We start from the raw sequence: 19858 nt of genomic DNA, 5'->3' as shown, positions 1-19858 counted from the left end.
ATTCAGGGACGGAATGAATCGGGGATAGTAACTTCTCCGATAAGTGAACAGTTCATATGATCCTTAACCTCAGATGGTGTCAGCCCGTGTCCGAAAAGGAACATCAGTTTTGTTACGGCACTTTCCGTTGTACTGTCGAAGCCGCTTATTACGCCTGCCTCCAGCAGTTTGTGTCCGGTTTCATACCTGTGCATTTCCACGCTTCCTGCGCTGCATTGGGTTACGTTTACAATAACGATACCCCTGTCTACCGCATCTTTCAGCATATGAAGGAACCATTCCTGGCAAGAAGCGTTCCCGCTACCGAATGTTTCCATTACAACTCCTTTTAATCCCGGAATATTCAGGATACTTTCTATTACCTGCGGTGAAATACCCGGAAACAGTTTCAGTATGGCAATATTCCTGTCCAACAAGTAATGAGGTTTCAACGGCTTGCGTGATACCGGATGATATATTTGGGAAACATCATATTTAATGTAAATTCCCGCATGCGCCAATGCCGGATAATTATAGGAACGGAAAGCGTTGAAATTATCGGCATTAATTTTGCTGGTACGGTTTCCTCGTAACAAATCGTTCTCAAAGAAAATACAGACTTCCGGAACGACAGGTATCCCATTCTCTTTGGCGGCCGCTATTTCTATGGCGGTAATCAGGTTTTCCTTCCCGTCCGTTCTCAGCATGCCGATTGGCAGTTGGGAACCCGTCAGAATAACCGGTTTGCTCAAATTCTCAAGCATGAAGCTTAAAGCAGAGGCTGTAAATGACATTGTATCTGTTCCGTGCAATACTACAAACCCGTCATATTGCTGGTAGTTCTCCGCAATGATTTTTACAATTTTCATCCACGACTCAGGCCCCATTTCCGACGAGTCCATCGGCGGGTCGAATTGGATGGTAGAAACTGAATATCCCAGTTTTTTAAGCTCCGGCATATTATCTTTGAGATGCTGGAAATTAAAAGATTCCAGTACGCCTGTTTCCGAATTCTCCATCATACCGATAGTACCTCCGGTATATATCAGTAGAATAGAGGCTTTCCCCTGTTCGTTATTCATATTCGCTGTCATTAGGACACAAAGGTAGTAATTATGGTAATTATATACGACTTTACGCCAAAATGATTTCTTAATAATTTGTATATATTTTATTAAGTGACCATATTTGTAATATGATAAAAGCATTCAAATATAAACTTGATAATACCGGTGGAGAACTTGAATTTATGGTTGGTAGGTCGGGATGCGAAACATCAAATTAAACGAATGAAAACAGGTATATAATCACCTAAATAAAATGGAACAGCTTCTAAAAAAAGAATCTCGCATTGAGGTCGTGGATGCTTTGCGTGGGTTTGCTGTAATGGCTATTATCTTGGTCCATAATCTGGAACATTTCATCTTTCCGGTATATCCGACAGACTCACCGGACTGGCTGAACATTTTGGATCAGGGAGTTTTTAATGTAATTTTCAGTCTTTTTGCCGGAAAAGCGTATGCAATCTTTGCCCTGCTATTCGGCTTGACATTCTATATCCAGACTAACAATCAGAAAAAACAAGGTAAGGATTTCGGGTATCGTTTCCTGTGGCGTTTGGTGTTGCTGGTCGGTTTTGCGACATTGAATGCCGCTTTTTTCCCGGCAGGGGATGTGCTGCTGCTGTTTGCAGTAGTCGGTCTTGTGCTGTTTTTTACCCGTAACTGGAGCGACAGGGCTATTCTTATAACCTCTATAGTCTTTCTGCTACAACCTGTGGAATGGTATCACTATATTGCCAACCTGATAAATCCGGCACATCAGTTGCCCGACTTGAAAGTCGGTGAAATGTATGCAGAAGTGGCAGAATACACAAAAGCCGGAAATTTCGGAAAGTTCATTTTTGGAAATATCACATTGGGGCAAAAAGCCAGCTTGCTATGGGCTGTTAATGCCGGACGTTTCTTTCAGACTGCCGGCCTGTTCCTGCTTGGTTTCTACATCGGTAGAAAGCAACTGTTTGTTTCTTCAGAAAATAGCCTGCGTTTATGGATAAAAACATTGATTGTTTCGGCAATTGTATTTGCACCTTTATACACGCTGAAAGAGCTTGTTATGAAAAATGACACAATTATACAACAGACGGCAGGAACAGCATTTGATATGTGGCAAAAATTGGCTTTTACGTTGGTACTGGTTGCGTCCTTCGTGATTCTTTACCAAAACAGAACATTCAGTAAAATGCTGGGCAATCTGCGTTTTTATGGTAAAATGAGCCTTACAAACTATATCAGCCAGTCCATTATAGGAGCTGTTATCTATTTCCCATTCGGTCTGTATCTTGCGCCTTACTGCGGATATACAATAAGCCTGTTGATTGGTATATTTACTTTCTTGCTGCAGGTACAGTTCTGTAAATGGTGGTTAAGTAAGCATAAACAAGGGCCTTTGGAGCATATCTGGCACAAATGGACTTGGATGGGTACAAGCAAATAATACCGCTATTCTTCTCCCTTCAATACAGGTACACTTATATGATACTTTACTGCTAACGCACGGGAGATGAATATGCTGGCTGCCGCTATAAGCTGTGTGAGAGGAGGTGAGAATGAAAGTAGCATACATACATAATATACAACGCCTCCCAATACGCATGCCAGGGCATAAATATCTTTCCGGAATATCAAAGGAACTTCATTAATAAGTATATCGCGGATCATACCCCCGAACGCGCCCGTTATTGTTCCCATAACGATGGCTACCCACATCGGGAAACCGAACGATAATGCTTTTTCTATACCTACAACTCCGAAAAGCCCCAATCCTATGGCATCAAAAATGAAGAATGTATTATTTAAACTGATAACGTATTTCCTGAAAATGATCACGAACAACAGGGCCAGCGCCGATATGATAAGATAAGACTCCTGTTCCATCCAGAAAGGGGTCGTGTTTAACAGAATATCACGTAATGTTCCTCCTCCCACGGCGGTTACCACACCTATGACGTATGCGCCGAACCAATCAAATTGTTTGGCCGAAGCTAACCGGATACCACTTATTGCGAATGCAAATGTTCCTGTATAGTCGCAGAGGGTGATAAAGTTGATCATTTTGTTTTTTCTGCAAAAATACGGATTTGTTTGTAATCTGAGGGTTTGTATTAAGAATACCTAACAATAATTTAAACGAAACGAATGCTTTGCTGTTTATTATATATATGTTTGTGTTTAAAATCATACTTTGAAGAGAAGAAAAGAGAGTAAGGATGAGAATATTAGTGATATCCGGGCTGATTCTGTTATTATCGGCTCAATGGTCATGGGGGCAGCATTTTCCGATGACGGACAGTCGAAATTATATCAGTGATACAACCTTGTTTACTCCTCGTAATCCGTGGAGGGCTGCGGCCGAAGTTTTTGGATTGAATATGGCCGTATGGGCTTTCGACCGTTATATGTTGAATGAAGATTTCGCCCGTATTAACGGAAGTACGATAAAGAGTAATTTCAGGAAAGGCCCGGTGTGGGATACCGATAAATTTTCCACCAATTTGTTTTCGCATCCTTATCACGGATCATTGTATTTTAATGCGGCCCGTAGTAACGGGATGAATTTCTGGCAATCTATACCCTTTTCAGCCGGGGGCAGCTTGATGTGGGAGTTTTTTATGGAAGCCGAACCTCCTTCCATTAACGATATGCTGGCAACTACTTTCGGCGGTGTGGAACTGGGGGAAATTACGTTCCGTTTATCGGATTTGTTTATAGATAATCGTTCGTCGGGTATGGAGCGCGTAGGGCGTGAAGTGCTGGCGGGCGTGCTCTCTCCGGTGCGTGCCCTCAATCGTATTATAACGGGGGAAGCATGGCGGCATAGTACGTCAAAAGGGCGTACTTATTCAAAGGTTCCGATAAATTTCATTGTGAGCATGGGACCTCGTTTTCTGGCGGAACAGGAGCATTCCAAGCATGGAACTACCAGCCTGAATATAGATTTCCGGTTGGATTACGGAAATCCGTTTCACGACGAATTCTATTCACCGTATGAATGGTTTCAGTTCCGTTTCGGCATAGACCTTTTTTCCACCCAGCCTGTTGTAAGCCAGGTTAATGCTGTGGGGGCTCTTTGGGGAAAAAGAATCTGGAGTAAAGGACCGCGCGCTTTGACAGCCGGTATATTCCAGCATTTTGATTATTATGATTCGGAACTGCGTACGAACAGTTCGAGGGAAGTTGCCCCGTACCGTATATCGGAAGCGGCTGCTTTAGGCGGGGGATTGATTTATTATAAAGAATCTACACCCGACGACAAAGTGGATGTGTTTGCCGAATTTTACACTACCGGGGTTGCGCTTGGCGCCAGCGTTTCCGATTATCTGAAATTGGAAGAACGGGACTATAACCTGGGTAGCGGATACAGTGTGAAATTATATACCGGATTGGCTTATAATAAGCGTTGGGGGCTTTTGCTCGATTTGGAAAACTATCATATTTTTACATGGAAAGGCTATGATCCTGATATAGATTGGAATACAATAGACCCTACAACGCTCAACGTGCAAGGCGATACGGGCAATGCACGTCTGACGGTCTTTTCCACTAAATTATTTTATATGATAAAGAACCGGTGGAATATCGTTTTGAGCAATCGTTATTTTTCCCGTCGTACGCATTATAAATATTATGATGATATAGAAAGCTCTACATACGATGTGATGTTAAGTTTAGGAGTGAGGATTTAATTTCCCCGCTCCAATTCTCTCAGGTTTTCCATCTTTTTCCGCTGCATGAATTCGTAAATGCCTTCCAGATGTTCGGTTACTTTTTGATTTCCGAATTCGTACACCTTTGTAACCAAGCTGTCCAGAAAGTCACGGTCGTGGGAAACAACGATCAGAGTTCCGTCAAAGTCGAGTAATGCCTGCTTTAATATATCTTTGGTTTTCATATCCAAATGATTGGTCGGTTCGTCCAATATCAGCAGGTTCACAGGCTCCAGCAACAACTTAATCATCGCCAGTCGCGTACGTTCTCCGCCGGAAAGGACTTTTACCTTTTTGGCAGAATTCTCCCCGCCGAACATAAATGCACCGAGCAAATCTTTTATCTTGTTGCGGATATCTCCTTGCGCTACATCATCAATTGTCTGGAAAACAGTCAGGTTTTCGTCCAATAAAGAAGCCTGGTTCTGTGCGAAATAGCCAATCATCACATTGTGCCCGATGGTCAGCATCCCCTCATGTTCAATCTCTTTCATGATACATTTTACCAGCGTCGATTTTCCCTCGCCGTTTTTCCCTACAAACGCTATTTTATCTCCGCGTTCTATGGTCAGGTTGGCATTCCGGAATACGGTATGTTCCCCGTAGCTTTTTGATACGCCTTCAATAATGACGGGATAAGAGCCGGAGCGGGGAGAAGGCGGGAATTTCAGGCGTAAGGCGGAAGTATCTTCTTCGTCCACTTCCAGTATTTCCAATTTTTCCAGCATCTTGACGCGGCTCTGTACTTGCAAGGTCTTTGAATAAGTCCCTTTAAAACGTTCTATGAACTCTTTTGTTTCGGCAATAAATTTCTGTTGCTCGTCGAAAGCCTTTTGTTGCTGCTCACGGCGTTCTTTGCGCAGTTGAAGGTATTGGCTGTAGTTTACTTTATAGTCATAGATACGTCCCATTGTCACCTCTATCGTGCGGGTCGTGATACGGTCTACAAATGCGCGGTCGTGGCTGATTACGACTACCGCCTGCCCGTTGTCTATCAGGAAATCTTCCAGCCATTGGATAGACTCTATATCCAAGTGGTTGGTCGGCTCATCCAGTAAAAGGACGTCCGGCTTTTTCAGCAGGAGTTTGGCCAGCTCTATACGCATCCGCCATCCGCCACTGAATTCACTGGTTTGCCGGTTAAAATCTTCCCGTTTGAATCCCAGCCCGAGTAGTGTTTTTTCTATATCGGCATCGTAATTTATTTCTTCAATGGAATAAAACTTTTCACTTAATGTGGAAACGCGCTCTATCAGTTCGTAATAACTTTCCGAATCATAATCCGTGCGGGTTTCCAGTTCTTTATTGATAGCGGCAATTTCCGCTTCCATTTCATGCAGATGGGCAAAAGCCTGTGCTGTTTCCTCAAATACGGTTCTTCCGTCTTCCGTCATCAGGTGCTGAGGGAGATAAGCTATTACTGTGTCTTTAGGGGCGGAAACCTTTCCACGTGTCGGTTCGCGTACTCCTGCAAGTATCTTTAGTAATGTCGATTTACCTGCCCCGTTTTTACCCATCAGGGCAATACGGTCTTTTTCATTTATCACGAAAGAAATGTTCGAAAAAAGTGCGCTACCGCCAAATTCAACTGTTAGTCCGTCTATAGAGATCATTCTGGTTTTATTGTAAAATATTTAAAGAAAGGGCACGCCCATAGTCTTGAGCTTTTCCCTAATTGAGTAAATTGCCGGCAAAGAACGTAAAAAAATAGTTCATACTCAAAAGTTATACGTAATTTTATTATTCATATTATACTATGTGCGAATAACAACCTTAACACTATATTTTACCTCAAAGATATGTTTTTGATTAAAACACAATTCAGTAATTTGGCGTTAATTTCTTCGGTTAATTGGATTTTTCCAGAGTTAGATTATAATTTTGTTCCCGTACATTTGGGCAATCCACATTGCGAATAGTTTATCCGTTACCGAAAAAAACTTGTTAATCTCAGTGATGATGTCCTTTTCGAGCAATTTCTTTGCGGCGGATTGAACCGAACTTGCCGAAGACAGGCTATGTTGCTTGATAAATTGAACGGACGTGATACGCTCAGCCTCTCCGTCTTTGGCGATAGCATAAAGCAGTTCTTTTTGTTTTTCGGGAATGTTAGACAGGATTTCACGGAAAATCGTATCATTCGATGCTACAATGTTGCCGATAGCAGTTCGTATTGTTTCCAGCGTACACGTTTTTCCTTCCGGCGTATCGGCGAAAGCTTCGTTGAAAGTTTTCTGGATATAGTAGGTGTGCCCCTTAAAAAGCATATATACTCGTTCTGCGTCTGCCGCGTCGATTCGTCGATTCTGTTTCTCAAAATGCCCTACAATGAATGGAATATAGATTTCCGGAGCAATCACATTCAGTTCCAATATATCCGCGCTGTGATAAAATGGACGGGCAGCAGACAGAAACATTTCTTGCATCATATGTCGTTCACTGCCTGCAAAGATGAAATGGCTGTTCCTTATTTTCTGAATGTGGGTACGCAGTAAGGCTTCGATATCTTTTTCGGGATATTTGGCAACCTGCTGAAATTCGTTGATAGCCACTATACAAGGTCTGTCCGCTGTTTCCAGATAACGGAAAATCTCATCCAGCGTATATTCCGGACGGTCTATGTCACCCAGTTCGATATTAAATGTCGGTGTGCCTGAAATCGGATCGAATCCGAATTTTCCACTGATGGATTTAAGGGTCTGAATGAAAAGGTCTGTCATCTTCCGGCTGCGGGGCAGTAATGTTTCATAAATCTCCCGGCCCAGTATATAAGTGAACTCCCGCAAACTCGATGTATGGAGAATATCAATAAAAAAGGTGTAGTAGGATTCTTTGATTTCCGGTTTCTCGTAGCAAAATTGAATAAGCCCCGTCTTTCCCATACGACGGGGAGAGATAATGACCATATTGTTCCCATTTGTGATGGATTTCACCAGCCGGGCGGATTCCTGTATCCGGTCACAGAAGTATTCCGGTTCGATTTTGCCAGTCACAATAAAGGGGTTTATCGTTTTTGCCATAGTTTCATTCTTTTCTACAAATAATGGAGTCGGCTTGACAGGAAGGGAATGCAAAGATTTCTGTTTTCTCGTGTTTGGGAACAAATTCTTCTCTTCTTTTGTTTATCAATAACTCTTATGTTGAATAAAAAAACAGAAAAGTATGAAGACAGAAAAGCAGTATTCGGGCCGTGACCTTTTGGCGTACATGGATTCCCGTTGTAAGATGTTGGAAAAGAACCGTCGTTCGGGTACGGCGGGTATTTACCGTAGTACACGTAACCGTTTGAAGAGTTTTATCAATTCTTCCAGCCTTCCGTTCAAGGAGGTAACGTTGCGTTTCATGCGCGACTTCGAGAGTTCGATGAGGCTGGCCAACCTCAGCCCCAATTCCCAGTGCACGTACCTTAGTTGCCTGCGTACGGTGTACAACTCGGCGGTAAGCGACCGCCTCGCCCCGAAGGATTCCAATCCTTTTTCGCATATCCGTTTCAGTCCGAAGCGTACGGATAAAGCCACGATAGATGTGGATGCACTGAAAAAGATTGCGTTGTGCGACCTGGATGGCGAAGGTGAACTGTCGTTTGCGCGTGACCTGTTTATCTTTAGTTTTATGACTTGCGGTATCCCGTTTGTAGACCTGGCTTACCTTACCACGGCGAACCTGGTGGACGGTTTCCTGGTTTATTACCGCCGCAAGACGAATATCCGTATCAGTATCCGCCTGTCCAAGGGGATGAGCGCGTTATTGAATAAGTATTCCGGCAAGGGCGTTGGCGATTACCTTTTCCCGATCCTTAAAAAGGCTGATCCTTCGTACACGGAATACAAATCCAGCCTCCGTACGTATAACCGCCGTTTGTGCCGTATCGGGAATAGACTGGACTTACCGGTGAAGCTTACTTCTTACGTGGCGCGTCATGCGTGGGCGATGGAGGCGAAGCGTTTGCATACGCCGTTAGGTATAATCGGTGAATCCCTGGGCCATACGTCGGAGAAGACAACGCGTTTTTACCTGAGCAGTTTGGACCAGATGGTATTGGATAAAGCAAATATGCAGGTAATCCGGAGCTTGGATAACATAGTGCGCCGCTCCCGGTGACGCTTATTTGTGAAATAAGGGACATCCCCTATTTTTAAAGTCAGAACAACACGAAATTTCACCCTTTTATTTCCCCAAAACCCGAAAGTCAATGGGGTTACGCCTGCAAAGGTAGATATTAAAAATAAATGTGAAAGGATTTATGTGAGGTTTTTGACAAATAAAAGTTAAAAAGGCTTATTTTTATAAATAGTTCAGGCTAAATCTAATCAAAAATTGAAAAAACGCCTCATCAAAGCTCAATTATAGACAAAGTTTGGACAGCCCCTTTTTTGCCCTTAACATCCATTTACATCTTTGTGCCCAAATTCGCCCCTAAATATGTAAATAAACATTTATAAAAAGCGGTAAACCGTAAAAAAAAGATAAGGGATGCTGACATTTTAGCCAAATATCGCCCTCATTTTCCTATGCATAAAAACTTACTCCCAAGTATTGTAATTTAACCTCTATCAAGAAATATAAAACCGGCGTATAAATTTATTATTTTGGTCAGTAAGGCTTTGTATAGCATTGAAAATCATTATTCTACGTCTTTTGTCCCTTATTTCACAAATAAGGGACATTAAAAGAGTTTATAAAGCTCTTTTAGAAAAAAGAAGATAAAATGGTTAGAATATTGTTACAATTGCTTATTTGTTTGCTTTCTGCCGGCAATTTATACGGCCAGCACATAGCAACCAAAACGAACCTTGCTTATTGGGCCACTACGACGCCGAATCTAGGCGTTGAGATCGCTTTGGGTCATAAAACTTCCCTTGATATTTCCGGCAATTATAACGCGTGGACATTTTTGCCCGACGGTATGAGCCTGCGTCATGTTTTGGTTCAGCCCGAGTTCCGTTACTGGCCTTGCAAGAGTTTTGAAGGTCACTTCTTCGGCGTCCACGGCCTTTGGTCTAAATACAATATCGGTCAGATACCTTTTATCCCCGAACTTGATCAATACACCTATCGCGGCCACCTGTATGGCGGCGGGGTATCATACGGTTACCACTTTGCCCTCGGCAGGCGTTGGGGGTTGGAGTTGTCGTTAGGGGTTGGTTACGCCTACCTGGAATACAATAAATATGTATGTTCCGAATGCGCTGAACTGATAGGCCGCTATAAACGCCATTACTACGGCCCGACGAAGCTGGGCATTTCGATTATTTACTTGATTCATTGAAGAAGTAGTTGGTAGTTAGTAGTTGGTAGTTGGTAGGAGAGAAGAGAGAAAAACGGGGAAAAGAGAAGAGAGAGAAGAGAAAAAATAAAGATATGGGAATGGATATAGTCTTATTGCACACAGATGACATGGATCGTACAGGTCTACGCAGATGTTTTTTTAAAGAAAATCTATCTGTGTTGATCTGCGCCCGTCTGTGTTATCTGCGTGCAATAATACTGTTTATTGCGTTGCTTTTGTGCAGCGCGTCGGTTCGGGCGGATTCAAAGAAGACGGTTTCAGGTTCGGAGATAGGTATCCGTATAATCCCCCAGAACATGGAGGTAAGGGATGACAGTGTGCGTATCGATTTGAAGATCATGGCTAACGGTATCCGCATCCCTTCTGAGCAGTCGTTGAGCCTTGTCCCTGAATTGCATTATAAAGGCAAGCGTATCGTTTTGCCTCCGATCGTCTTGTCGGGTAGCCAGCGCGCCCGCTTCGACAGACGTGAAGAAACGGTCGATCCCGACCCGAAGAAAATAGAGCCTTACCACGTTTGGGTAGGTGTCAGACGGGGCAGCAGTTATAACCTGCGTTACCGCGTCAGCATCCCTTACGCTTCTTGGATGGAGCATGCCTCCCTTATTCTTAAACAAGTCAGCAAGGATTGTTGTACGGAACTGCTCCTTGCCAACGATGTCCTTACTAAAGACATTAACCTGACGCCGCCTTGCGCTCAGCCGGGTGTTCAGCAGCCTGCTTTGGCAACCGTTCCTGCTGTGCGTGTCATCCGCGAGGTGGAGAGTTCTGCTTTCTCGGATATGGTGAATTATTTAGTCCCAAAAGACGAGCCTGTCAAGGTGCGTACCTCCACGGCTACGGCTTATATAGATTACCCGAAAGGCGTCTCCACAGTCGTTCCTTCGTTTGGGAACAATAAGGCCGAACTGTCAAAAGTGGACGTTCTTTTGCAACCTCTTCTAAAAGATAATATGGCCCGTTTCCGCCATATCCAGATCACGGGTTATTCCTCGCCTGACGGCGCTTATTATGATAATGAGGCCTTATCTAAACGTCGCAGTGAAGGCTTCAAGACTTATCTCAGCCGCTATTACGATTTGCAGCAATGCCCCTTGCTCACTGCTTGGGTGGGGGAAGACTGGGAAGGTTTGAGAAAGCTGGTAAACGAGTCCTCGTTACCTTATAAGAAATCGGTGAACTTCATCATCGACAACTACGGCATCTTCGAGGGTAGGGAGCGTTACCTGATGGAGTTGGACGGCGGTGCGCCTTATAAGGAACTGTTGCGGGATTACTTCCCGAAACTGCGCCGTATCGAACTGATGGTCGCCTACGAGGTGAGGAACGTCACAGACCGGGAGGCTTCCCAACTTCTTTATACCCATCCTGAGTTGCTCAGCTTGGAAGAGATCATGAGCGTATCGCATTTCTACCGCCCGGGTACGGTTCAGTTCCGGGAGGTTTACGAGATCGCTGCTAACCTTTATCCGGATGACATCACAGCCAACGTGAATGCGGCTGCCGCCGTCCTGTTGGTTGGCGATACCAAATCAGCCCACGAATACCTGGACCGCTTTAAGGACGATCCGCGTGCATACAACAACTACGGTGTATTGTGCTTTATCGAAGGCAACCGTGCGGAGGCCGAGTATTACTTCCGCAAGGCCTTGAAATCGGATGCCCCTAAAGCCCGTGAGAACCTTTTAAGATTGGAGGTGCAGCTATGAGTACACTAAAACTAAGGCACACAGATAACACAGATAATACAGATATGCGCGGATTCTTTATTAAAGAAAATCTATCTGCGTTAATCCGTGCCTGTCTGTGTCATCTGCGTGCCATCTTTCCGGCTTTGTTTGCACTGGGCTTAACCGCTTCGTGTACGCTTGACGGGGAACTGGGTGAGTGTCCGTATAATGTACGTTTGGAATATTGGTATACGGGTAGCGGTACGGCGAACGTGTTGCCTGATTATATCCACAGTATGCGTGAGTTCGTGTACGATGAGAACGGTATCCTCCGTCAGGTTAATGATCTGGTTGACAGGAATAAGATATTATATGGCGAGTTCACATTAGGTCCGGGCAAATACACGCTGGTGAACTGGGCGAACCTGGACACGGCAAGCCACGTAACCCCCTTCGAGGTGGGCAAGACCACGCTGGATGAAATGAAACTGTATCTCGATAATCCATACAGCCAAACTAAATCGACGGCTTCGTGGCATAAGAACTCCGAAAAGCTGTACTACGGTCATACCACGTTTTCGGTGCAAGGCCAAGGCGTGAGCCGTCAGCGCATCGACATGGTTCACAGCCATTGCAAGCTGAATATTATGGTAAAGTGGAAGGGGCGTGCTCCGGCCAATACCCGGAACTTTGTGATGACGCTGAAAGATATACCGTCTTCCTATCAGTTCCGTCCCGGTTCGGAGATCAAAGGTTCTCCTCACTCTTATTACAATGAGACGGACGAAACGGTCACGCGTTCGGGCGTCTTCTATTATATCCCGGGCAAGGCTGATGCTTCTTTCGTGCACCACAGGATAGATGTGAAGATGGAGATAACGGGCAGTGTCTCGGGGGAGTTTGTAACCTACCGTCTGACGAACGACACGCATCCTGTCTTCTGCCTTTACGCCGGCGACAGTCCGCTAATCAAGGAGATTGACCTTTGGAAATACTTTCGTTCGATGCAGATTGATCTTGATAATAATCTTCGCCAGGAGTTTGACCTGGTGGTGGAGGTTGATCCCTCCGGTGGGATAATCGTATCATCAGCCATCGTGATGGACTGGAATGACGGCGGAAACATCGGCGGCTTCATGTAGGGCGTTCCGAAAAAAGATAATGAAATGGTATAACCCATATTTACTAATTTATTAATTAATTATTTAGTTATGAAAAAGAAGTATTATTTAGTGGCTCTGGCCGGTCTGATGATGACGGCTTGTAGCGATGACAACGATTCTCTTTTCCCCGGTGGTGGCGGTACAGGCAACATCGACGGGAAAACGATTACGTTTGTTTTTCCGGGCACAGCTCAGGGAGTAGTGCCTTACGCAGCATTGGCAACGGATGCTGAAAATGAATTGAAAACGCTTGACATTTATGTGTTCGGCGAAGACTCATTGGCTGCAGATCCTAAACCGGTGATTTTGAAAGAAATCTTTAGAAGCGGAGAGGCTAACAGCTCGTTTACGCTTTTGCCGGTAGGAAACTCTTACCAGGCAACCATCTCGGTTTATCCGGGCGAACAGAAAAAGTTCTATTTCGTAGCCAACGGCCGCGAACATCTGTCGCTGGATAGTCTGGAACTGGGTGTAACGGATACTACCGCGTTCCTGGCAAAGGCTACAAATACATTAAAAGGCCATATCGAATGTCCGTTGCTTATGAGCGCCTCTTTCCCTGAAAGCGGAACTGTTACAGTACCCGAAGGTGGATTAGGTGGAAACCAGGAAGTTCGCCTGACACGCCGTATGGCACGTTTCGACGTGTTGAACTGGTGTGAAGAGTCATCTTTCAAGATCGGCGAGATCGTGTTGAAAGACGTACCGGGAAACAACAGTATCTTCCCGCAGGCTACTCCTTATAAACCGGCTATCGTGGCCAGTCTTCCTATCATAGACTTTACTGCCTACGAAAACAGCAACTACGGTGAAAGCAAGAGCGTATTTTATATGTATCCTGCAACAGCCGAAGAAACTAAAGATATCAAGTTATCTCTGGTAGGCGAAACATTGGCCGGAGCAGCTCAGGTTTACAATGTAGAGTTTAAAAAGGTTCAGAGTGATCCGAACACAATTCCTATTGAAGCAAACAACCGTTATTTATTGAGTATTTTAAATGTAGGTTCGGGTACGCTTGACGCTACATTGGAAGTTAAAGACTGGGTGGTTGGCGATACGGTTAATACCGATGTTACTCACGGAACTATCAAGCTGAGCGTTGATGCTGCCGGATTAAAAGAAGGTCAGGAATTTGCGGACAATACGCTTTCTTTGCCAGCCGCAACAACTGGTATAGCTTCTACCGACTCTGTAACTATTAACGTAGCAGCCGATGAAGAATGGGAACTGATCAAGTCTGACGATTGCGACTGGATCGAATTCTCTGCTCTGCCGGGTGATTCGGTAATGAAGTCATTCAAACTGGTTACTCTTACTACAAACCCAAGCAGTAAAGAAGCCCGCGTGGGAACAGTGATCGTTCAGAACGTAAAACGTCCTTCCATCAAACAACCGTTGGTTGTTAAACAGGCTCCTAATGCAACCTCTTATATCGATTTGTCCGGTTCTTTATTGGCTGGAAACGTAATCAGCTTCTCCGGTGAAAAGATGTCATCCGATTCTATGAACATTCATGTAGACGTACCGGTAGCAGCTACATGGACAGCATCTGAAAGCGCTGACTGGTTCACGCTGACGGATGAAGCCGTTTTAACCAGAACTGTAGATCCTGCCTTCTCAGATGCTAATGCCGATAAAACCGGCACAGGCTCGGGCACATTCTCTATTGTAGCAGACAAGAACAATACGGATAATGCCCGTGTGGATTCTATCAAGATTACTATTGCAGGCGTAGAAGGCGCTGATAAAGTGGTTCAGTATATCGTAGTAAAACAGGCTGCCCAGAATATCGGTTCTATCCGTTTGGCTGCACGTGGTACACTGGTTGACAAGGATAATGCTAATAATTACAAGATGGATAGTATTCCTGCAACAGGATTTGCTGATGCAGCTGTTATCGGACAAACATCAGCAGGCGAACGTAAAGTAACAGTTGTTGCTGTTTCTGCATGGACTGCTTCTGTTGAAAGTGGTAATGATTGGTTGACTATTTCAAAAGCTCAGACTCTTGTAGATGGAAATAACGGTTATATCGGTATTTCAGCCGCTGCTAACAATACAACAAGCCCGCGTACAGCAGTTTTGAAGATTGCTAATACAACGAAACCGACAGAAGTTTATAAAACGATTACGATTACTCAGAAAGCAGGTACGGCAGCTGTTGCGGCTATCTCGGTAGATCAATCGTCTCTTTCTTTTACCGCAGCAGAAACTTCTACTAATACAAAAACAATCGCCGTAACACTGGGAGATCAGACAAATACCTGGACTGCTGCTTTAACAGGTGCCGGTTTTTCATTAGGCGGTTCTTATACAACTGTAACAGGTAATGGTGACTTTACTGTAGCTCCGGATGCTGCTAACGAGACTTATAAGGCAATATCAGCAACTATTACTGTTACGGAATCAGCAACAAGTGAAGCAAAAACAATCACTGTTTCTCAGCCTGCCGGAAAGACGGAACCGTCTTTTGCAACAGAAACGGGTTCTGTTGCAGTTGATGGTACAGGTTTGGATATTTCAACAATAACTATTAACGGTGATATAGATAATACATCAGATTGGACGGTTTCTGTTGTAGACGAAGCCGATGCTACTGTTACATGGCTAACTGCTACATTGACTAGTGCAACTGAATTGACAGTTGCTATGGCTAGTGATGGTTCGAAAACAAATTCTACAGGAGCAGAACGTAAAGCTATTATCAAACTGACTAATAATACTGACGGAACAGTAGTTTCTTCTAATGTAATTACTANCAAGTCAGCAAGGATTGTTGTACGGAACTGCTCCTTGCCAACGATGTCCTTACTAAAGACATTAACCTGACGCCGCCTTGCGCTCAGCCGGGTGTTCAGCAGCCTGCTTTGGCAACCGTTCCTGCTGTGCGTGTCATCCGCGAGGTGGAGAGTTCTGCTTTCTCGGATATGGTGAATTATTTAGTCCCAAAAGACGAGCCTGTCAAGGTGCGTACCTCCACGGCTACGGCTTATATAGATTACCCGAAAGGCGTCTCCACAGTCGTTCCTTCGTTTGGGAACAATAAGGCCGAACTGTCAAAAGTGGACGTTCTTTTGCAACCTCTTCTAAAAGATAATATGGCCCGTTTCCGCCATATCCAGATCACGGGTTATTCCTCGCCTGACGGCGCTTATTATGATAATGAGGCCTTATCTAAACGTCGCAGTGAAGGCTTCAAGACTTATCTCAGCCGCTATTACGATTTGCAGCAATGCCCCTTGCTCACTGCTTGGGTGGGGGAAGACTGGGAAGGTTTGAGAAAGCTGGTAAACGAGTCCTCGTTACCTTATAAGAAATCGGTGAACTTCATCATCGACAACTACGGCATCTTCGAGGGTAGGGAGCGTTACCTGATGGAGTTGGACGGCGGTGCGCCTTATAAGGAACTGTTGCGGGATTACTTCCCGAAACTGCGCCGTATCGAACTGATGGTCGCCTACGAGGTGAGGAACGTCACAGACCGGGAGGCTTCCCAACTTCTTTATACCCATCCTGAGTTGCTCAGCTTGGAAGAGATCATGAGCGTATCGCATTTCTACCGCCCGGGTACGGTTCAGTTCCGGGAGGTTTACGAGATCGCTGCTAACCTTTATCCGGATGACATCACANCATAGCAACCAAAACGAACCTTGCTTATTGGGCCACTACGACGCCGAATCTAGGCGTTGAGATCGCTTTGGGTCATAAAACTTCCCTTGATATTTCCGGCAATTATAACGCGTGGACATTTTTGCCCGACGGTATGAGCCTGCGTCATGTTTTGGTTCAGCCCGAGTTCCGTTACTGGCCTTGCAAGAGTTTTGAAGGTCACTTCTTCGGCGTCCACGGCCTTTGGTCTAAATACAATATCGGTCAGATACCTTTTATCCCCGAACTTGATCAATACACCTATCGCGGCCACCTGTATGGCGGCGGGGTATCATACGGTTACCACTTTGCCCTCGGCAGGCGTTGGGGGTTGGAGTTGTCGTTAGGGGTTGGTTACGCCTACCTGGAATACAATAAATATGTATGTTCCGAATGCGCTGAACTGATAGGCCGCTATAAACGCCATTACTACGGCCCGACGAAGCTGGGCATTTCGATTATTTACTTGATTCATTGAAGAAGTAGTTGGTAGTTAGTAGTTGGTAGTTGGTAGGAGAGAAGAGAGAAAAACGGGGAAAAGAGAAGAGAGAGAAGAGAAAAAATAAAGATATGGGAATGGATATAGTCTTATTGCACACAGATGACATGGATCGTACAGGTCTACGCAGATGTTTTTTTAAAGAAAATCTATCTGTGTTGATCTGCGCCCGTCTGTGTTATCTGCGTGCAATAATACTGTTTATTGCGTTGCTTTTGTGCAGCGCGTCGGTTCGGGCGGATTCAAAGAAGACGGTTTCAGGTTCGGAGATAGGTATCCGTATAATCCCCCAGAACATGGAGGTAAGGGATGACAGTGTGCGTATCGATTTGAAGATCATGGCTAACGGTATCCGCATCCCTTCTGAGCAGTCGTTGAGCCTTGTCCCTGAATTGCATTATAAAGGCAAGCGTATCGTTTTGCCTCCGATCGTCTTGTCGGGTAGCCAGCGCGCCCGCTTCGACAGACGTGAAGAAACGGTCGATCCCGACCCGAAGAAAATAGAGCCTTACCACGTTTGGGTAGGTGTCAGACGGGGCAGCAGTTATAACCTGCGTTACCGCGTCAGCATCCCTTACGCTTCTTGGATGGAGCATGCCTCCCTTATTCTTAAACAAGTCAGCAAGGATTGTTGTACGGAACTGCTCCTTGCCAACGATGTCCTTACTAAAGACATTAACCTGACGCCGCCTTGCGCTCAGCCGGGTGTTCAGCAGCCTGCTTTGGCAACCGTTCCTGCTGTGCGTGTCATCCGCGAGGTGGAGAGTTCTGCTTTCTCGGATATGGTGAATTATTTAGTCCCAAAAGACGAGCCTGTCAAGGTGCGTACCTCCACGGCTACGGCTTATATAGATTACCCGAAAGGCGTCTCCACAGTCGTTCCTTCGTTTGGGAACAATAAGGCCGAACTGTCAAAAGTGGACGTTCTTTTGCAACCTCTTCTAAAAGATAATATGGCCCGTTTCCGCCATATCCAGATCACGGGTTATTCCTCGCCTGACGGCGCTTATTATGATAATGAGGCCTTATCTAAACGTCGCAGTGAAGGCTTCAAGACTTATCTCAGCCGCTATTACGATTTGCAGCAATGCCCCTTGCTCACTGCTTGGGTGGGGGAAGACTGGGAAGGTTTGAGAAAGCTGGTAAACGAGTCCTCGTTACCTTATAAGAAATCGGTGAACTTCATCATCGACAACTACGGCATCTTCGAGGGTAGGGAGCGTTACCTGATGGAGTTGGACGGCGGTGCGCCTTATAAGGAACTGTTGCGGGATTACTTCCCGAAACTGCGCCGTATCGAACTGATGGTCGCCTACGAGGTGAGGAACGTCACAGACCGGGAGGCTTCCCAACTTCTTTATACCCATCCTGAGTTGCTCAGCTTGGAAGAGATCATGAGCGTATCGCATTTCTACCGCCCGGGTACGGTTCAGTTCCGGGAGGTTTACGAGATCGCTGCTAACCTTTATCCGGATGACATCACAGCCAACGTGAATGCGGCTGCCGCCGTCCTGTTGGTTGGCGATACCAAATCAGCCCACGAATACCTGGACCGCTTTAAGGACGATCCGCGTGCATACAACAACTACGGTGTATTGTGCTTTATCGAAGGCAACCGTGCGGAGGCCGAGTATTACTTCCGCAAGGCCTTGAAATCGGATGCCCCTAAAGCCCGTGAGAACCTTTTAAGATTGGAGGTGCAGCTATGAGTACACTAAAACTAAGGCACACAGATAACACAGATAATACAGATATGCGCGGATTCTTTATTAAAGAAAATCTATCTGCGTTAATCCGTGCCTGTCTGTGTCATCTGCGTGCCATCTTTCCGGCTTTGTTTGCACTGGGCTTAACCGCTTCGTGTACGCTTGACGGGGAACTGGGTGAGTGTCCGTATAATGTACGTTTGGAATATTGGTATACGGGTAGCGGTACGGCGAACGTGTTGCCTGATTATATCCACAGTATGCGTGAGTTCGTGTACGATGAGAACGGTATCCTCCGTCAGGTTAATGATCTGGTTGACAGGAATAAGATATTATATGGCGAGTTCACATTAGGTCCGGGCAAATACACGCTGGTGAACTGGGCGAACCTGGACACGGCAAGCCACGTAACCCCCTTCGAGGTGGGCAAGACCACGCTGGATGAAATGAAACTGTATCTCGATAATCCATACAGCCAAACTAAATCGACGGCTTCGTGGCATAAGAACTCCGAAAAGCTGTACTACGGTCATACCACGTTTTCGGTGCAAGGCCAAGGCGTGAGCCGTCAGCGCATCGACATGGTTCACAGCCATTGCAAGCTGAATATTATGGTAAAGTGGAAGGGGCGTGCTCCGGCCAATACCCGGAACTTTGTGATGACGCTGAAAGATATACCGTCTTCCTATCAGTTCCGTCCCGGTTCGGAGATCAAAGGTTCTCCTCACTCTTATTACAATGAGACGGACGAAACGGTCACGCGTTCGGGCGTCTTCTATTATATCCCGGGCAAGGCTGATGCTTCTTTCGTGCACCACAGGATAGATGTGAAGATGGAGATAACGGGCAGTGTCTCGGGGGAGTTTGTAACCTACCGTCTGACGAACGACACGCATCCTGTCTTCTGCCTTTACGCCGGCGACAGTCCGCTAATCAAGGAGATTGACCTTTGGAAATACTTTCGTTCGATGCAGATTGATCTTGATAATAATCTTCGCCAGGAGTTTGACCTGGTGGTGGAGGTTGATCCCTCCGGTGGGATAATCGTATCATCAGCCATCGTGATGGACTGGAATGACGGCGGAAACATCGGCGGCTTCATGTAGGGCGTTCCGAAAAAAGATAATGAAATGGTATA

At 45.4% G+C, this 19858-nt stretch carries 14 protein-coding genes; 10 read left to right on the top strand and 4 right to left on the bottom strand.

The window, feature by feature from the left end; translation table 11 throughout:
• Nucleotides 1-2 precede the first annotated feature (2 nt).
• Complete coding sequence (locus C1721_RS00175) at nucleotides 3-1073, bottom strand: asparaginase (protein ID WP_102406048.1); 1071 nt, start codon at nucleotides 1071-1073, stop codon at nucleotides 3-5.
• Nucleotides 1074-1299: 226 nt separating this feature from the next.
• Between C1721_RS00175 and C1721_RS00170 the strand changes: the two genes are divergently transcribed.
• Nucleotides 1300-2475: a DUF418 domain-containing protein gene (locus tag C1721_RS00170; protein ID WP_102406046.1), complete on the top strand. Its 1176-nt coding sequence runs from the start codon at nucleotides 1300-1302 to the stop codon at nucleotides 2473-2475.
• Nucleotides 2476-2480: 5 nt separating this feature from the next.
• Here C1721_RS00170 and C1721_RS00165 read toward each other — a convergent pair whose 3' ends face one another.
• Nucleotides 2481-3092, bottom strand: a complete 612-nt coding sequence (locus tag C1721_RS00165) for a trimeric intracellular cation channel family protein (protein ID WP_102406043.1) — start codon at nucleotides 3090-3092, stop codon at nucleotides 2481-2483.
• 155 nt (nucleotides 3093-3247) lie between these two features.
• On the opposite strand from C1721_RS00165, the gene C1721_RS00160 reads away from it, so the two are divergent.
• The gene (locus C1721_RS00160; RefSeq protein WP_102406041.1) at nucleotides 3248-4723 is read left to right on the top strand and encodes a DUF3943 domain-containing protein; all 1476 of its coding nucleotides are present in this window, start codon (nucleotides 3248-3250) and stop codon (nucleotides 4721-4723) included.
• Here C1721_RS00160 and C1721_RS00155 read toward each other — a convergent pair.
• Complete coding sequence (locus C1721_RS00155) at nucleotides 4720-6357, bottom strand: ABC-F family ATP-binding cassette domain-containing protein (protein ID WP_102406039.1); 1638 nt, start codon at nucleotides 6355-6357, stop codon at nucleotides 4720-4722. The two genes, C1721_RS00160 and C1721_RS00155, sit on opposite strands and share 4 nt — an antisense overlap.
• 255 nt (nucleotides 6358-6612) lie before the next feature.
• Entirely contained in the window at nucleotides 6613-7764 is a 1152-nt protein-coding gene (locus C1721_RS00150; RefSeq protein WP_102409163.1) for an AAA family ATPase, read from the bottom strand.
• Nucleotides 7765-7906: 142 nt separating this feature from the next.
• Between C1721_RS00150 and C1721_RS00145 the strand changes: the two genes are divergently transcribed.
• The 8 genes from C1721_RS00145 (at nucleotide 7907) to C1721_RS00105 (ending at nucleotide 19826) form a co-directional block, all read left to right on the top strand.
• Nucleotides 7907-8845, top strand: coding sequence for a tyrosine-type recombinase/integrase (locus C1721_RS00145; RefSeq protein ID WP_102406036.1), 939 nt, complete (start codon nucleotides 7907-7909; stop codon nucleotides 8843-8845).
• A 607-nt stretch (nucleotides 8846-9452) separates the two neighbouring features.
• On the top strand, nucleotides 9453-10013 hold the full coding sequence (locus tag C1721_RS00140) for a DUF3575 domain-containing protein (protein WP_102405998.1): 561 nt from the start codon (nucleotides 9453-9455) through the stop codon (nucleotides 10011-10013).
• Nucleotides 10014-10111: 98 nt separating this feature from the next.
• Nucleotides 10112-11743 (top strand): DUF3868 domain-containing protein, encoded by a 1632-nt coding sequence (locus tag C1721_RS00135; protein WP_159063520.1) that lies wholly within the window; start codon nucleotides 10112-10114, stop codon nucleotides 11741-11743.
• Nucleotides 11740-12846, top strand: coding sequence for a FimB/Mfa2 family fimbrial subunit (locus C1721_RS00130; RefSeq protein WP_102406025.1), 1107 nt, complete (start codon nucleotides 11740-11742; stop codon nucleotides 12844-12846). Before C1721_RS00135 ends, C1721_RS00130 begins: the two co-directional genes overlap by 4 nt.
• A 69-nt stretch (nucleotides 12847-12915) precedes the next feature.
• On the top strand, nucleotides 12916-15696 hold the full coding sequence (locus C1721_RS00125) for a BACON domain-containing protein (protein ID WP_102406034.1): 2781 nt from the start codon (nucleotides 12916-12918) through the stop codon (nucleotides 15694-15696).
• 802 nt (nucleotides 15697-16498) lie between these two features.
• A complete protein-coding gene (locus C1721_RS00115) occupies nucleotides 16499-16993 on the top strand; it encodes a DUF3575 domain-containing protein (protein ID WP_102406029.1) in 495 nt (164 codons plus the stop codon).
• Between the two features lie 98 nt (nucleotides 16994-17091).
• Nucleotides 17092-18723: a DUF3868 domain-containing protein gene (locus C1721_RS00110; RefSeq protein WP_159063520.1), complete on the top strand. Its 1632-nt coding sequence runs from the start codon at nucleotides 17092-17094 to the stop codon at nucleotides 18721-18723.
• Nucleotides 18720-19826, top strand: a complete 1107-nt coding sequence (locus tag C1721_RS00105) for a FimB/Mfa2 family fimbrial subunit (RefSeq protein WP_102406025.1) — start codon at nucleotides 18720-18722, stop codon at nucleotides 19824-19826. Before C1721_RS00110 ends, C1721_RS00105 begins: the two co-directional genes overlap by 4 nt.
• The last annotated feature ends 32 nt before the right edge of the window (nucleotides 19827-19858 follow it).

It is taken from the genome of Parabacteroides bouchesdurhonensis (assembly GCF_900186615.1).
Lineage (GTDB): Bacteria > Bacteroidota > Bacteroidia > Bacteroidales > Tannerellaceae > Parabacteroides > Parabacteroides bouchesdurhonensis.
This window is presented reverse-complemented; position numbering and strand designations above follow the sequence as displayed.

Bases quoted from the DNA above. Each gene is read 5' to 3' on its own strand.
- C1721_RS00175 (WP_102406048.1), bottom strand. From the start codon at position 1,073: ATGACAGCGAATATGAATAACGAACAGGGGAAAGCCTCTATTCTACTG.
- C1721_RS00170 (WP_102406046.1), top strand. From the start codon at position 1,300: ATGGAACAGCTTCTAAAAAAAGAATCTCGCATTGAGGTCGTGGATGCT.
- C1721_RS00165 (WP_102406043.1), bottom strand. From the start codon at position 3,092: ATGATCAACTTTATCACCCTCTGCGACTATACAGGAACATTTGCATTC.
- C1721_RS00160 (WP_102406041.1), top strand. From the start codon at position 3,248: ATGAGAATATTAGTGATATCCGGGCTGATTCTGTTATTATCGGCTCAA.
- C1721_RS00155 (WP_102406039.1), bottom strand. From the start codon at position 6,357: ATGATCTCTATAGACGGACTAACAGTTGAATTTGGCGGTAGCGCACTT.
- C1721_RS00150 (WP_102409163.1), bottom strand. From the start codon at position 7,764: ATGGCAAAAACGATAAACCCCTTTATTGTGACTGGCAAAATCGAACCG.
- C1721_RS00145 (WP_102406036.1), top strand. From the start codon at position 7,907: ATGAAGACAGAAAAGCAGTATTCGGGCCGTGACCTTTTGGCGTACATG.
- C1721_RS00140 (WP_102405998.1), top strand. From the start codon at position 9,453: ATGGTTAGAATATTGTTACAATTGCTTATTTGTTTGCTTTCTGCCGGC.
- C1721_RS00135 (WP_159063520.1), top strand. From the start codon at position 10,112: ATGGATATAGTCTTATTGCACACAGATGACATGGATCGTACAGGTCTA.
- C1721_RS00130 (WP_102406025.1), top strand. From the start codon at position 11,740: ATGAGTACACTAAAACTAAGGCACACAGATAACACAGATAATACAGAT.
- C1721_RS00110 (WP_159063520.1), top strand. From the start codon at position 17,092: ATGGATATAGTCTTATTGCACACAGATGACATGGATCGTACAGGTCTA.
- C1721_RS00105 (WP_102406025.1), top strand. From the start codon at position 18,720: ATGAGTACACTAAAACTAAGGCACACAGATAACACAGATAATACAGAT.